The sequence below is a fragment of the Bacillus sp. K2I17 genome, assembly GCF_002209985.1.
In the GTDB taxonomy this organism is placed as follows: domain Bacteria; phylum Bacillota; class Bacilli; order Bacillales; family Bacillaceae_G; genus Bacillus_A; species Bacillus_A wiedmannii.
Map to the genome: position 1 here is coordinate 85,931 of NZ_NJGF01000006.1, position 15,641 is coordinate 101,571.

The 15,641-nt window shown below is 31.7% G+C and carries 10 protein-coding genes and 1 pseudogene; 1 reads left to right on the forward strand and 10 read right to left on the reverse strand.

Features of this window, described 5'->3' with window-relative positions:
- Nucleotides 1–543: 543 nt before the first annotated feature.
- The 7 genes and pseudogenes from CER22_RS09720 to CER22_RS09745 all read right to left on the reverse strand — a co-directional run bounded on the left by CER22_RS09720 (nt 544) and on the right by CER22_RS09745 (nt 8,295).
- Entirely contained in the window at nt 544–2,031 is a 1,488-nt protein-coding gene (locus CER22_RS09720) for a sodium:solute symporter family protein (RefSeq protein ID WP_088608655.1), read from the reverse strand.
- A complete protein-coding gene (locus CER22_RS09725) occupies nt 2,028–2,228 on the reverse strand; it encodes a DUF3311 domain-containing protein (protein ID WP_088063020.1) in 201 nt (66 codons plus the stop codon). Before CER22_RS09725 ends, CER22_RS09720 begins: the two co-directional genes overlap by 4 nt.
- A 12-nt stretch (nt 2,229–2,240) precedes the next feature.
- Entirely contained in the window at nt 2,241–3,428 is a 1,188-nt protein-coding gene (locus CER22_RS09730; RefSeq protein ID WP_088063019.1) for a M20 family metallopeptidase, read from the reverse strand.
- A gap of 170 nt (nt 3,429–3,598) precedes the next feature.
- Nucleotides 3,599–4,897, reverse strand: a complete 1,299-nt coding sequence (locus tag CER22_RS09735; RefSeq protein WP_088063018.1) for a hypothetical protein — start codon at nt 4,895–4,897, stop codon at nt 3,599–3,601.
- A gap of 790 nt (nt 4,898–5,687) precedes the next feature.
- The gene (locus tag CER22_RS09740) at nt 5,688–6,140 is read right to left on the reverse strand and encodes a hypothetical protein (protein WP_088063017.1); all 453 of its coding nucleotides are present in this window, start codon (nt 6,138–6,140) and stop codon (nt 5,688–5,690) included.
- 759 nt (nt 6,141–6,899) lie between these two features.
- Nucleotides 6,900–7,136 (reverse strand): annotated as a pseudogene (locus CER22_RS33615) (sortase); the annotation flags it as partial.
- Between the two features lie 151 nt (nt 7,137–7,287).
- Nucleotides 7,288–8,295, reverse strand: coding sequence for an MBL fold metallo-hydrolase (locus tag CER22_RS09745; protein WP_088608656.1), 1,008 nt, complete (start codon nt 8,293–8,295; stop codon nt 7,288–7,290).
- Nucleotides 8,296–8,915: 620 nt separating this feature from the next.
- Here CER22_RS09745 and CER22_RS09750 point away from each other — a divergent pair.
- Nucleotides 8,916–10,337, forward strand: a complete 1,422-nt coding sequence (locus tag CER22_RS09750; RefSeq protein WP_088608657.1) for a helix-turn-helix domain-containing protein — start codon at nt 8,916–8,918, stop codon at nt 10,335–10,337.
- A 175-nt stretch (nt 10,338–10,512) separates the two neighbouring features.
- Here CER22_RS09750 and CER22_RS09755 read toward each other — a convergent pair whose 3' ends face one another.
- From CER22_RS09755 to CER22_RS33620, 3 genes are all read right to left on the reverse strand, one after another.
- A complete protein-coding gene (locus tag CER22_RS09755) occupies nt 10,513–11,310 on the reverse strand; it encodes a cell wall hydrolase (protein ID WP_088063015.1) in 798 nt (265 codons plus the stop codon).
- A 1,700-nt stretch (nt 11,311–13,010) separates the two neighbouring features.
- Nucleotides 13,011–13,676: an aquaporin gene (locus tag CER22_RS09765; protein ID WP_088608659.1), complete on the reverse strand. Its 666-nt coding sequence runs from the start codon at nt 13,674–13,676 to the stop codon at nt 13,011–13,013.
- A 682-nt stretch (nt 13,677–14,358) separates the two neighbouring features.
- Nucleotides 14,359–14,493: a hypothetical protein gene (locus CER22_RS33620; RefSeq protein ID WP_255288423.1), complete on the reverse strand. Its 135-nt coding sequence runs from the start codon at nt 14,491–14,493 to the stop codon at nt 14,359–14,361.
- Between the last annotated feature and the right edge of the window lie 1,148 nt (nt 14,494–15,641).

Genomic DNA, 15,641 nt, shown 5'->3' on the forward strand with positions numbered 1-15,641 from the left:
TAGCTTTTAAAACTTCTTGAAGAGCACTCGATGCTACCAAAGAAATATCTTGATTTTTATTATTTAACTTTATCATCTCCTCTTTATGGCTTCATTAAGCTTACATTATATATCTATAATATAATTAAAAGTTACTTTTATGACAAAAAAGAGCAACCCATTAGTTACTCTTAAATGACAAAAAAACTGGCATCCTAAGATATAGGAATATACAGGATTTTAAAAAATAGGAATTATAAAAATCATAAATAATCTTTATTCTGGTGTTTCCGCACCTTTCAACGTACAGCAGAAGAATATAATATTACCCGACTGCCTTTCATTTGCTGTACGCTCAAAGGAAAGGAAAACCCTTCCCCGTATATGAAGTTACTATTAAAAAGTGGAATGAGCCCACTTATTTATTTTTACATAATTTCACCACTTAAATATTTATATTTTTTCCTTTTAAGCAGAAAATGAATATTACAAAAGAGTAACCATGCATCAGTTGTACTTTCGTCAATTTCTTATATTTTTACAGTAATTCCCTTTAGAATCAAATTAGGTCTTACTCTCAATTACAATTGTCTTGTCCCGATGAACATTTGAAATATTTTTGGTCATCAAACTGACTATTACTAAAACTACAATATTCACAAATAAAGCGATAATCCCTTCATTCAAATCTTTAATAACCTGAGGAAAACCAGGGAATAGTTTACCAATACTAATATTTCCTAAGTCCATAATTGAGACTAACAACCCTCCTGTAATAATCCCAGCAAATGCCCCTTGTTTAGTCACAAAGTTCTTTCTCATCAAACTCGCAAAAAATGCAGGAGCGAGTTGTGTAATGAAATTATAAGCAATTAGAGCTAGACTAAACAGGGTATTCCCTCCTTTAAAGGTCAAATAAATTCCTACAAGAGAAATAAATGGGACTAAGTATTTTACCAATTTGCCAAGCTGCATTTCCGTTACAGATGGATTAAATACTTGATATATATTTTTGGCAAGCAATGTTGATATTGCCATTAATAATAATGAACTTGGTACTAGTGCCGCTAACACTCCCGCTCCGCCAATTACACCAACAAACCATGGGTCAAAAGCTTGTTTAGACAGTTGCAGCAAGATAGTATCAATATCACTACCATTTAATCCTGGCATCCGCAAGATTGCAGCAAATCCAACGAAAAAGGCAAATAGTAAAATTAATTGATACATTGGCATTAAAATTGCATTTTTTCGTAATGCTTTTTCACTTGATGCAGCAAAAATGGGTGAAAAACCATGTGGCCACATATAAAATCCAATAGAGCTTAATATTACTGTTGATATATACCATGATATACTCATCCCCTGTTCAGGCAGTATGGTAAAGTTCGGTTTTACTTTTTCAATTGCCTCATACATAGGTTGAATCCCACCATAATAATGAATAGGAAAATAAAGTCCTAAAAATACGACAATCCCAAGAATTAAAATATCCTTTAAAATCGATGTTTGCGCAGAGCCATGAATACCAGAAACCATCACAAAAACAGTTACCCCTATCGCTCCAAACCAAATAGCTGTTGTAGAAGATATAGCACCGTAAGATGTTGCAGAAACGATATATCCTAGTCCCTTCAATTGCAGTACTAAATAGCATGTACAGGCTATTACACCAATAACTGCAACAAGTACCCCAAGATAAGGACTTTGATATTTTTTCACAAAAAAGTCCGACTGTGAAACTAACTTATGTTTCTTTGCATACCTCCAAATAACAGGAAAGGTCCAGTAGGAGATTACCGTTGCTAAACAACCATATGTTATGATACTAAAAATAGATCCCCCCTCTCCATAAGCTGAACCACTTGCCCCTAAAAAGGTAAAGGTCGTATACATTTCGCCTGCAGACAGAAGGAAAATCAACAGGGCTCCCATTCCACGACCTCCAACCGACCATTGCTCTAAATCCATTTCTTGCCCCTTTTTAGCACGAATACTAATCAAAATAGGGATGACGAAAAAACATAAAATGAATAACACTGAAATATTCATCTTGAATCCCCTTTCCGGTTAGTGGGATCTATTTTATAAATAATCGATAAGATAACTGTAGTTATAAGTGACCAAAGTACAATCCAAAAGTGGAAGAATGGCATTCCAAAAACATAAGGATTTACCTTATTTGTAAATAAAGCCCCTACAATAAACCCTAAGAATGGAATAAAGCTAAGCCAATGTATGATTTTCATACTTTTATCCCCCTAATACGCTAGGTTTAACATCTTATAAGTACCGTGAACTAATAACTGTACTCCATATCGTAAAGCTTGTTCATCAATAGTAAATCTGGGATGATGGTGAGGATAGATAATTCCTTTTTCTTCATTACGAGCCCCTATAAAAATATAAGATGATGGAGTCATATATTGGTAGGCAGAGAAATCTTCACTCCCCATAATTGGTTTTAAAATCTCTCGATTGTCTTCACTAAATACTTCACATACTGTCTCATCCATCAATCTTGTTACTTCTTCATCGTTTATAGTCGGAGCATAGCCAAACTGATAATTGAATTCATATGTAGCTCCATGTGCTTCTGTAATTCCCTTTACTATTCGTTCGATAAAAGTTGGAACTTTTTCTCTTAATTCTGGATTAAAACTTCTAACAGATCCCCCTATGCTTATCTTATCTGGAATAACATTAATTGCACCTCCTGCATTAAACTGAGTCACTGAAATTACAAGTGTTTCCTGAGCGTCTCGATATCTCGAAACAATATGTTGGAGATTAGTAACAATTTGAGTTCCAATTACAATGGGGTCAATCGTTAATTCAGGTTGCGATGCGTGTCCTCCTTCACCTAACACCGTAATATTAAAAGTATCTGCTCCAGCCATCATTGGACCGTAACTTAAGCCGATCTTACCCACAGGAAGCGCCGACGACAGATGACTTCCAACAATCATATCTACTCCATTTAGTACACCAGCTTGTACTAACTCTTGAGCACCACCAGGTGGAAGTTCTTCAGCGTGTTGAAATATAAAACGAATCTCCCCTTTAATTTGATTTTTTAATTGTGCAAGAACCCATGCCGTACCCAGTAACATTGCCGTATGTCCATCATGTCCACAAGCATGCATTACGCCTTTCTTCTGTGACACAAAGTCAAAATCATTCTCCTCCACAATTGGAAGCGCATCCATATCTGCCCGTAATGCAATTACCTTTCCTGGCTGCTTACCAATTAAACGAGCCATAACACTTGTGTTTGTCGGACGTGAAATTTCTAGATTACCAAAGCTTTGTAGCTTTTCAAAAACAAATTGTGCAGTATTTTCTTCTTGAAATGATAGTTCCGGATATTTGTGCAAATGCCTCCTCCAACTAACAACTTCACCTTGAATATTTTCAATTAAATTATGAACTCTTTCTATTTGAGACATGTATTTCAACTCCTTTTCAATTTAAACTTCATTAGAAATTCTATTTTAGGTGTATTTAAGGAAAAAATTCCTTAAATGAAGTATATTAGTTATTAAAAGAAATTTCAATATTTTCAGATAAATAAAATCTTGTATGAATTACAAAACAAATAAGCACCCCTAATGGATGCTTATAACAATCGATAAATTTTACTTGGTCTCCCACGTGTTGCATAGGTCTCTTGCCCGATACATTGTGCCAATTCAACCTCGCACATATCCGTAACAATACGTCTCACATTCCGTTCTGTCATCTCAAGATGTGTCGCTAATTCCTTTGTTGTGAAGCAATTCCATTTCATTTTATCTATAAGAGCCGATATTTTTTTATACGTTTTCACACTTATATTTCCTTTTTTTAATTTCTCTAAAAGGAATTCACTTTGGGTACGAATTGTAAAACTTAATTCTTTTTTATCACCCGGCGATTCAACAATTGTACCATCATCTTGAACAATTACAATCCCACGCTTTTTCATTCCCTTAGAATGCTGAATTGCACGAAAAGCATTAATTTCTGCCGAATATGCAGTCTCACCAAAACCAATTCCAACGGCAACAGTTGTATCTGCTTCAAACGCTAATCTCTGAATAGCATCTTGCAGCATCTGTATTTCTCTTTCAATTGCACCACGAGAGCTAAAAATCATATATCTACCGTTGCCCTTATCTGAAACAGACCCGTTAATTGTTTCACCAAGCTGAATCATTATTTCTTTCAATCTAATCTCCAAGTATTGCAAATGATATGGAGTCTTCATTTCCTCCGCAACTTTATTAAAATACTCAACTTCAATGATTTCGACACCAATTTGTGCATCTTTAAAATAGGCGGCTTTTACTTTCTCAGAAAGTATTCTGAGTGTCTGGCGAATTTCCATCTTACTCATCGACATTCTATAAGATGGAATTCCACGCTCTCTTAGGGAATCACATACTGACGGGAAACAAGTTAAGACTCCTGATATTTTTCCTTTTTCCCATAAATCCATGTGAAAATTTAATAATTCCTCCATATCAATATCCAAATCAAATACTTTCGTATAAATCTGTGGCTTCTTTATATGTAACTGTGATAAAGCTTCTTCACTAATATTATTTAAAGACATTGTATCGATACTTAGTTTCTCAATAATTCTCCCCTGTTCATAAATCATCTCTAAAAGAGATTTATATAAGCCTGATTCTGTAGCAGGAACATAAACCATTATTTTATCGGTGCCTATATATTTTTTTGCAATTTCATAGGGAAGCGGGCCAGAAAAAAGCCACGCATGGACATGAGGAGTATATTCATTTACAATTCTCTCTATTTCCTCTATTTGTTCATAGGAATAAGAGGTAAATTCCAACTCATGTTTGTATTCTTCTACCATGCCTAGAATCTGATCTATAGAAGTTTTTAAACCGATTAATCCAACTTTATACATACTATATTCACCGCCTTTACCATATATATGTACTCATATTATATAGGATACATACAGTATACTATAAAACTTAGACTTAGGACTTACGATTATAAGGCAGTTATCCCTTACCTAAAGTTCTAATTTTATACCTTCTCATTTTCCGACAGAAGATCTCTCTCTTGAAAATGCGGAGGTATAAAATAGTTACTCTAAAACATCCTTACTCACTCTTAACTCGATAGCAACATAATACTTCTGAAATATGCACATTAGTAAGAAGGCATTCGTCTAAATACCGTTTTTAATCAAAACGTATATCTAAATCATCCTCCCTCTCGCTTCATGTCACCATATGTTAGAGATACATAGAAAAAAAAGAGCAATGTATAGCTATTGCTCTTTTTAACTCTCATATCAAAATGTTACTAGACTTTTTAATTTTCACATATCCATCTAAGTACTGACCATCAATTACAGCTGCATAAGCAACCAGTTCATGTGTCTCTTCATTTTTATATAAATTTAAAATTATATATCCCCAGACTGAAACTTTGCAATACCGTCTGCACTATTCCCATGAGCAATCACAAATCCATTACCTGCCGTTGCCCTAGATGCTATTCTATTTATTTAATATACCGATTTCATAGCGATTATAAACATGAAATAAACTTTATCTATTCACCAAACTCATGGCCATTCAAAGTGATTCATCCTAATAGAGGTATCTACTTTTGGATACCAAAAAGAACCCTTCCGTTTCGGTTAGGTTCTCTTTGGTATACTGCTTATAATGAAATTATCCTCATTATTTTCGGTCCTTATTTCTTCTTCTTTTAACTCCTAAATAAAGTACCCAAATAATTACAGCGAAGATCAAAATACCTACCACAATTCCCAATAAGTTAGAAAAAACATAGGTAATGAACATAAGTGAAAATATAACATGAATCATTGCTACAATTATTGATACAACTCTTACAGTTGTAGGATCCATATCCTCATAGTTATCTTTCAATATATCTTTTAACCATAGCCATATCATTACAATATTAAAAACTAAACTTAAAAGATTTATAGCCAATGTCCACATCATGTCTAAACTTCCCCGGCCATTAAATATACTGCTATAAAAGCCTTTTACTGTTTCTATTCTTATTTCTTGAAATCCAAAAATCGCCACAATACCTATAATGATTACAATTAATGAACCTACTGATTTTCCTAAACGATTTTTAAAGGTATCTAATACTTTCTCCATAATATCTCTCCTCGTACTTTTTATGATAAATACGTTAATAGGTGAATCACACCGTAAAATTCCTCTATCCTTTCATCTAGGATAATCTTTATAGTAGTTTGGTGTTATTCTAACTTCCCTATACCTATTGAGTGCATATAAGCCTCATCATTGACAAATCCAATTCTACTTCATATTTTTTCATTAGTTTCTAAAATTCATTTCCCCTTGACCCTCACATTAGACTATCATAAAAGCTATTATTTCTTACATGTTTAATGAGTTTCTTCTGTTGCTTACTTTTTCTACACTTTCATTCCAACAAAATAACCATCATAAGGATCCATTGCAAATTTTATAAAGAGTATAAATAGAACGAAAGCACTCAGTTAATCGACTTAAATGATAAATAGCCCTGCCTTGGATAAACAGAGCTTTTCATCAAAAGTAGTGCTATGTATAATAAATACACTAGGGTAGGGTATTTAAACACCTTTCAACGTACAGAAGAATATGCCGACATCTCACATGTTTTTCATCTTGTTGTAGACTCAAATGAACTTAATATATCGATTATCGCATAATCACACTGTGAGTTTTTATCTATTTTTTCGTTAATATACGCAAAAATAGAATTTATTATTAGAATTTTAATTTATTCAATTGATTACATGTTTTTTTACATTAATTGTGCAAAATTTGTATTTTACATACAAGCGATCACTGTATATCTAGAGAAAACTCAAAATAAAAAGGAAAGGTTTTTCCCTTTCCTTTACACTAATTTATATTTTTTACTTGTACCAATTCATCCGTTATGATAATACTCTTCGAATTATCTAAAACAGATATACATGTCACAAGAGTTACTTCTGTCTTACCATGATCTTCTATCACTTTTCACTGTTCAGGTGTAACTTTTAATATTCTCGTCACGATATGTTATTATTCTGTACCGTTGTCATATAGATAAATTTTATCATTCTTTTTTAATTTTGATAGCTCACTAAACAAAACCACTATGCACATAGGATAGTGGTGTTATTCCCTACATAAAGAAATAAGTAACATATCGCAAATTACCCATCATTGAAAAGCAATTCTATTTTAACAAACTTTAAAGGTAAATTTAAAAACATTTTTTCTTTATTAATGGACGCTCCTCCTTTTAGAAATACATACTTTGAAAACCTTGAAGTATTTGAAAATCAATTTTATCTGCTTTTGTCCTTTGAATTATAAAATCCAATACATTATTAACATTATCTGCATATTTAGGCATTACTTCCAGAGTATCTGCCAATGGTTTAGTGAAATCATCCCAATGTATTGGAATAACAAGTTTCGGTTGCACCTTTCCTACCGTTTGTTCGTAATACCTATTTAGAAACGTACTTTCCTGCTTTCCTAATCCCCCTACTCCTAAAAATAAAACATCAGCTTGAATATTATCTAATCCCCCTTCTATATAGTTAGCACTTGGTTTAACAAGGAAAGCTTTATTATTATGTGTAATTAAGAAATCATATGAAGAGTCCTCATGATAATCTAAAGCTTTAGCTGGTTGTTTTAATGGCTTCGTTATTTTTTCCCCTTCGTCAAAGGTTGGTGAATGTTTTGACGGAAGGACAGTGATAGTAAAGTCACCAAACTCTATAGCCTTATTTATCTCGTATACAGACATCTGTTTCTTATTTATACCACCACCAAGACCTACATTGATTGTTGATTCTGAACCATATACATATGTTCTAGTTCGTTTAGCAATATAAGCTAAATCAAATGCATGATCATAATGTGTATGTGCGATAAACAATCCCTTAAGTTTATTATTATCAACCCCTATTCTATTAAAAACTCTATCTACAGTATCTTCATCTGTTTTTAAACTGCTAAACACTATCCTTGGTAAAGATGGCCTAGAAATAAAACCATCAATCATTAATTGTGTATTACCATCATCAAATAATAATGATGATGTTCCTAAAAATGTGACCTTTACCTCTCCTTGATTCAATACTTTTTGTATTGTCTTTGGAGCATAATATTCCTTGTATTGCTTAATATCTGCTGAAGGCGTTAAAAATTTATAATAAACAAAAATGGAAGCAATTATCACCAATACTAATAACCCTATAAAAATACCCTTAACTTTTTTTCTTAATATATATTTCAAAAAACAATCTCCTTTTCTAGACATAATATATTATTAACACATATTTTACAGCGATATTACCGGATAACCAAACATATTCATTCCATAAATGGGGTACCACCACATCTCCATCAAGCTAAAAAATTGTATCCATAAAACACAAAAACGCGATTCTTTTTGTAGAAATATACAGAAAGAGTCGCGTTTTTTGTATGAGTTTATCGATTTCTGATGAATTACAATTGTTTTCTAAAGCATTACAGCAACTTAATATTACCTTTCTCTTCTAAATCTTTCTTTTTCACGTATCCCCTAATCAGGTATTTCAAACAGTTTAATGATAGGACATACACAACACAAAAGATAAACAGTTCTGAATCACAATCTCAGCGACTCTTTCTATAAAGTCACATCACTTCCCCATAAAAGAAAGTAATTACAGTTTTGTAGATTTCAAAAGTATAATTAACTGTAAATTTCCACTATAAAAAATATGACAATTTATAAAAAAAACGAAAATTACAACATAAATAAATTGAAGATTTTTTACTAGCCATTACAATCTTATGTTTGTAAAATAAATTCAGGGTATTTTGTAAAGCTATGTAAATTTTTAGGAATAGCTTTAGGAGAGACAATCTATGAATATACTTGTATCAAGCTTAATTTATAACAAATCTGCAAAAAGAAAAATTCAAATCCTTGAAATACTAAGTGGAGAACAAAAATCCATATCCTCCATTGAATTGGCAAAACAAATTAACTGTTCAAATCGGACTATTACAAGTGAAATTAGTGAACTTAATATTTCGCTTCCTGAAACTTGGGATATAATCGGAGAAAAATCTAGGGGCTACATGTTACAAAAACCAACAACTGACAGTCTTTCTCCAATTATTATGTCATCCATAAAAGACAATATGGTTTTCAAAATCCTTACAGAAATATTCATAAATAAGTATTATTCTTTAGAAAAGTGGTCACAAATTTTATATATAAATAAATCCACATTACGGAGTAATTTAAAGGATTTTGAAAAATCTATATTAACTCCCAATAATTTAGAATTTAAACTAGGCTTGATTAAAATTAACGGAGAAGAAATCAATATAAGATTTCTTTATAAAGCTTTTTTCTTTAGTATAGAACAGTATACAAATGTAATTTCACTACCAAACGATTTAACGGAAAATATTAACAACACTCTTAATTCGCATAATGTAAAAATAGATTCTAATTTATTAAAAGTAATTATTTATGTCTCTATTCAGAGAATTATTGGCAAGCATTTCGCAGATACTAAAATTAAGTTCCCTGTTATTTTTACATTCGAACAATCACTTTGTTTCAATGAAATAATTTCGATCATTGAGGATTACTGTATGGTGAACCTACCTCAGGACGAAATAGACACATTAAATCTTGCTTTCTTTCTTTGTTCAACTAGTATTACGCAACAAAAAGTCAAAACTCTTAAATATCTTGAGAAAAAAAACGAAAACTATTATCAAGATTTTTTAAAGCTTGTGGATATGATTATTTCTAATAATAAAAGACATACTATCAAAAGTGACTATTTAAAATCGGAATTATGTATCTATTTTTATAAACTTTATGTTGCTAAACAGTATAAATTCTCAATGGACTGCTTTTATACACAGCCAGATTACCTAGTTCCCAGCTTAAAAGAAATGTATGATACAAATCATCTTATTATTTCTAAGTGGAATACTACCATCAACGAGAATAAATTTAATGAAAATGACATTAGTCACCTAGCACAACACACAATTCATATTCTTTACTCCACCTATTCCAGAAAGAATGTATTATTTTCTTTTTCAGGAAATCCAGCGTATGCAAAACTTGCCAATATGACTTTAAAGGCACACTTTGAAGAGTCTATAAATATTCATTTAAACCTAGACAATTCAACAAAATACGATCTTATAATTACCAATGATAGAACAACTTCTTACCCTAATGATTCACCGGTTTATTTCATTCATCAATTTATTACTAAAAAAGATATCCAAGATATTAATGATTTACTATTTGATTAAAAGTTCATGCCATAACAACATGGGGTAGCAAACCCTGATTTTCTTCCAAATAAACCGACTCACGCAAAAAAACAAAGTGAGTCGGTTTATTCTTGACATAATGAAATGAATTTTAACACGCAAACGCATATAAATGAAAGATAGTCACAGTTTAATAAACTTCAATTATTATTTATTATTTAGCAAACAGATGATTTCCAATTTGTGCCACAGTTTGACGTGTTGTAATCCATTTGTCAGTGGATGTTTGAGGATTATAGAAATAGAGCCAATCCGAATTTGTTTCTTTGGAAGTGAGAGCCTCTTCTACTGCCATTCTTGCTTCCTGAGTAGCAGGCTGATTAATCCTACCGTCTGTAACAGGAGTAAATGCATAACCGTTTTTAATGGGTTCATAAATTACGTCTTTAATTGTATTTGGAAAGCCATTAGTGTTAACCCGATTTAACACTACCTTTGCAACCGCAACCTTCCCTGCATAAGGTTCCCCTCCTGCTTCTGCATTTACTAATCGAGCCATTAAGTCCACTTCTTGTAATGAAATACCAGTATTGATCTTTAAGTGCTGACCGACAAAAATATGATTTCCGTCTATTTTATTGTTTTGTTTTATAGACTCTATTGAAACCTTATATTGTTGTGATATAGAACTTAATGTATCTCCGCTTTTCACCTGGTAAATTGCTTGATATGTATTAGTTGAAGCTGTTGAAGTATTCTTTTGAACATACTCGTTTGCAGTTGACGATCTTGGTATTGTTAAACGTTCTCCAATATTAATTTGATCATTTGCTTTGCTATTAGCTTGTTTAAGTAATTGTACGGATACTCCATATTGTTTACTTATCGCTTCCATAGTATCATTCTTTTGAACCGTATAGACTGTTGAAGCTGCAGCCCCTACTGGATTTGATATTATTGTAATCATTGCTGCAGATAGTGGTAACCAGGTTTTCACCTTACATAACTTCATTCAAAAAAACCTCCTAAAAATATTCAAATAAGCTTTATTATGTTTAAGCTGAAAACAAATCAAGCTAGTTATAGCGTAACAAAACATATAATTTTAGTCATTGCATTTGTATTTCTATATACATAGTTGAATTGCCGATGATATTAAAATGAATTATTATCGTTTAGATTTCAATAGAACCGTATAATCTGTTCTAATTCTCAAATTAAAAATGGTGAATATAGAGACTTTAATTTTTAACGTATTCCCCGAAAGAATTCTCCTTCCTCAAGCATGTGAAGGGCGTAGCCCAACGATAGGTGGGATAATTGTTTCGGTTTGGCATAGCCAAAAACTTTTGATAAATTAGCTATATGAAGTTCTTTGATAACTTGATATAGAAGGTTGCAGGAAGAAAATAGAGTGCGAAAACCAAGGCATTCGGTTCCTCCGTAAAATATCAACCGTACCAAAAGAGCGCCTATGCGTTGAACATCTAGGGTTGGAACACCCCGAAGTAACGCTCAGGGAGACGAAAGGTTACTTTCGTCTCGGAACTTGAGAAGCTCCCACTTTAAGTTTTGCTAAGTGGCGAGTAGTTTACATCCCGCTTTTTAAATAGAAAACCCCTCAATAGTATTGAGGAGTTTTCTTAGTAAACAGTTCATAAACTAACACTTATAATCAGAAAGTATACATCTCCTATGAAAACATGGAGATACTTAAGGATTAAATCTATTATTTCATGAAAAAAACTTTAAAAATAATATAAAATTTCCTGTTACAAGCAAAAATAGGTTTCCTAAAATTTATCCTTATGTGTTAAAATGCATGTTTATATTTCAAGCATTACTATTCTCATTAATTGTATTGAACCTATTTTAAATACCTATTATTAATCTAGTCAAAAATATTTCTTAATTAGCTACAAAAAAAACAAACATACATTGGATATGTTTGTTTTTTTGTATACAAATTCTTTAGGCACATGAGACGAATACCAAAGAAAAACTTCTTATATTTATTCTATCAAAGTAATTCTTCAAAAAAATTAATGATTTTTCTCTTGATACGGAAATTTCGCATCACATTATTCTTATTTTTTAAATCATTTTTTAATAATACACAAAGGTACATCATTGATTCTAATAATAATCAATTTCGAATATCTGAGTTTTTCATATTAGCAAAAGTAAAGGAGGAAGCAAGATAGATTCTCTATTTATATTGGAAGAAACCTCTTCTGGCTAGGAATGCAGAAGAGGTTTACAATAAGGGATCTTGCTCTTGCAATTTTTAAGGAGACAACCTATTTAGTTGTCAGTTATTATTATTACACAGATCCTTTTCAATAAGTTTTCTTAAATTTCCTTATTAGAGGAAAAAATGAAAACGTTTAACAAATCCCATTAAGTTATAATATAATTGCAAAGATGGGAAAGCAATAATAGATATTATGACACGGAAAAATAACCGATACTCAATTCGAGTACCGGCTATTTTTGTATTTATATAGAAGACTCACTAAATTAATGAATTTTATTGACTCTACATATTTTCTTATATTAAATGAAAATGCCTCCAATTCCAATTGGAGGCATTTTCAAATCATGGCAAAATATAACGTTTTCTCTTACTACTTGAAGTGGATACTATTAATTATCACATCAAGCTATCTTTATCACATTATAAGACAACGTGTTTATTAAAAATAGATAATGTTATTTCTCAGTATTCAATAAAGATTTCCCCACCATAGCAGCAGCGATTCCACCTAAGGTTGGAGCAATAATGAATACCCATAATTGAGAAATAGCTTCTCCACCAGCAAATAATGCTGGTGCAAAACTACGTGCAGGATTAACAGAAGTTCCTGTTAATGAGATACCTAATAAGTGCACTAACACTAAAGTAAGACCAATTACAATTCCAGCTAAATTAGTAATCCCCTTGTTACCAGTTACAGCGATAATAACTAAAATAAAGACAAATGTTAACACGAATTCAACTATGAATGAACCCGATGCCCCTAAATTTCCAAAACTATTCTGACCTAAGTTACTTAATGTCATTCCCGATGATTTTAAAATGGTTACTAAGGTTACAGTTCCTAATAAAGCACCTAAGATTTGTGCTACTATATAATACGCAAGCTCCTTAGCCGTCATCCGTTTATTTATAAACATGGCAATAGATACCGCAGGATTAACATGGCAACCAGAAATTGTTCCAATGCTATATGCCATAGCAACAATTGATAATCCAAAGGCCATCGCAATTCCTAAAATACCGATTCCTTCCACTCCTTCACCTATTACAGCTGTTCCAGTTCCAAATAGTACCAATACAAATGTACCAATACATTCAGCAATTGCTTTGTTTATCATGATTTTCCTCCTTTAAATATGCATGAAACGATTTTATAGGGTTTTAAATCGTTTCATGCTAATTAAGTTCTCTTTAATAGAACTACAAATTAAAAAGCATTCACTTTTATTACAAGTGAATGCTTTTTAAAACACAGTGAATAAGATACTGAACTTGAATAAATACAATACAGTTCATAAAAAACTCAATTAAATTATAACAAACACAAAATAGTATTTTCGCTACATTTTTTCCGGTTAAGCGGTAAAATTATAACGAAAATTATTTATTTTGACTTTTTTATCCTATCGTTACCAATACCTATTCCACTAATTAATCTACATTACCTATAATAAACTTCTCATATTTAAGAATAGTAAAAAATTCATAAGTAACCTCTGGTTCTACATAGATTACTGTTTTTGTCTGATTTCCTATTTCTATTGTTACTACCGAATTTCAGTATACAACATGAACTTATAGAAACAGTAAAGGTTAATTCAAATGATAAATACAAATTTTAATTCAATTAATGTCACCTTCCGTTAACTTTCCTGAAAAGTATATAATTGGGGTTTTTGTTTTAGTTAGAAAACAAATGATTAATAAATTTTTTAAGAAGATCCATAATACGGCTCTTTTTTATTAATAAAACTAATTCAAATAAAGCTTTTGTTTAATTACCTTTCAGTGTTAGTTGTTTCATGTCCCTAACCCCATTGAACGAGATATAATTTTCTTCTTATCTGCCTGCCCCATGGTTAATGCAGCGATTTCTTCATGTACTCGTCTTCTATGGGACTGGCGACCACCTGCTTCGCAAGCACATGATCCCAATGGATACCTACTATCCACTCCAATACCGTTTTGAGTTACCCCTGTTCCGTTACACGCGTAATCGTCACCCTTTCTTATTACAACCTCGAAATTACGTTCTAATATCTAAGCTACTGAAAAAGCTAAGTTGTTATGGCGAGCAATGCTTAAATGTAGTTTGTTAAAGGTATATAACAATCATTTATCAGAAAGTCCAATCTTTTAACCTGTTGGCTGTCTTACTAAATGCACTTCTATTTTTTCAAGTACATCGATTTCTATACCGAATTCCCCATCTGCTATTTTCTAATGTACTTCCCCTATATTTTTTCGATATCCATAATGCTTGCCAACCACTTTTATTAAATCGAACAATATTTTCATTTCAATCCTTCTAACAGTCGGATTAACGTAGCATATTGAGCAAACTGTTATCATTTTTTCTTCAATCGTTCATTTTCTGATTCAATGATAGGTTTTTCTTATTCTGTGCTGTAGCAGATAGGACATGTCGGATAACCACCGTTTATTCCTTTTACACATAATTTCTTAAACGGATTTTATGATTTTTACTTTTAGTACAGACATCAGAACTCATACTGGAATTCACTTTTTTGACTAAATGTTTTATTACAGGATTCGTTTCTATTTGAATGACTTCCATTCTTGTCATCTGAAGCTTAGACCCTATTTTCTAACAAGATAGTTATAACTGCAAAAGAACGTCCTTAACGTAAGATGCAACTAGACTTTCAAATTAAAAATTATTAACATACGCATCTCACATTACTTTGGATATTGCCTTCTTATAATCCAATCGTTCTATTCATTACTTTTTTACGCTTTACAAAGGAAAAATGTATAACAAAATGGATGACCTTAATTTGTTATACTTACTTTAAATATTTTATTTGAGAGATATAAAGATGAAATAATTCAGGACTTATAACTGGGTTTTAATCGTCGATAATGAACAAATCGCTTTCAAATCTTCAGAAGTGTTGGACATTAGCAAGAGGATTGTAGAGATATAATACCAGGATATTAAGAAAATCAAATTTAAGAAACCTAAGTCACTAACTAACGGTTATATTCACTTCGAATTGATTAGTAAATCGGGTACAAAAAGAACTAAATTAGAAGTAACAAGAGAAGAAAACGCCGTATTT

Bases quoted from the DNA above. Each gene is read 5' to 3' on its own strand.
- CER22_RS09720 (WP_088608655.1), bottom strand. From the start codon at position 2,031: ATGAATATTTCAGTGTTATTCATTTTATGTTTTTTCGTCATCCCTATT.
- CER22_RS09725 (WP_088063020.1), bottom strand. From the start codon at position 2,228: ATGAAAATCATACATTGGCTTAGCTTTATTCCATTCTTAGGGTTTATT.
- CER22_RS09730 (WP_088063019.1), bottom strand. From the start codon at position 3,428: ATGTCTCAAATAGAAAGAGTTCATAATTTAATTGAAAATATTCAAGGT.
- CER22_RS09735 (WP_088063018.1), bottom strand. From the start codon at position 4,897: ATGTATAAAGTTGGATTAATCGGTTTAAAAACTTCTATAGATCAGATT.
- CER22_RS09740 (WP_088063017.1), bottom strand. From the start codon at position 6,140: ATGGAGAAAGTATTAGATACCTTTAAAAATCGTTTAGGAAAATCAGTA.
- CER22_RS09750 (WP_088608657.1), top strand. From the start codon at position 8,916: ATGAATATACTTGTATCAAGCTTAATTTATAACAAATCTGCAAAAAGA.
- CER22_RS09755 (WP_088063015.1), bottom strand. From the start codon at position 11,310: ATGAAGTTATGTAAGGTGAAAACCTGGTTACCACTATCTGCAGCAATG.
- CER22_RS09765 (WP_088608659.1), bottom strand. From the start codon at position 13,676: ATGATAAACAAAGCAATTGCTGAATGTATTGGTACATTTGTATTGGTA.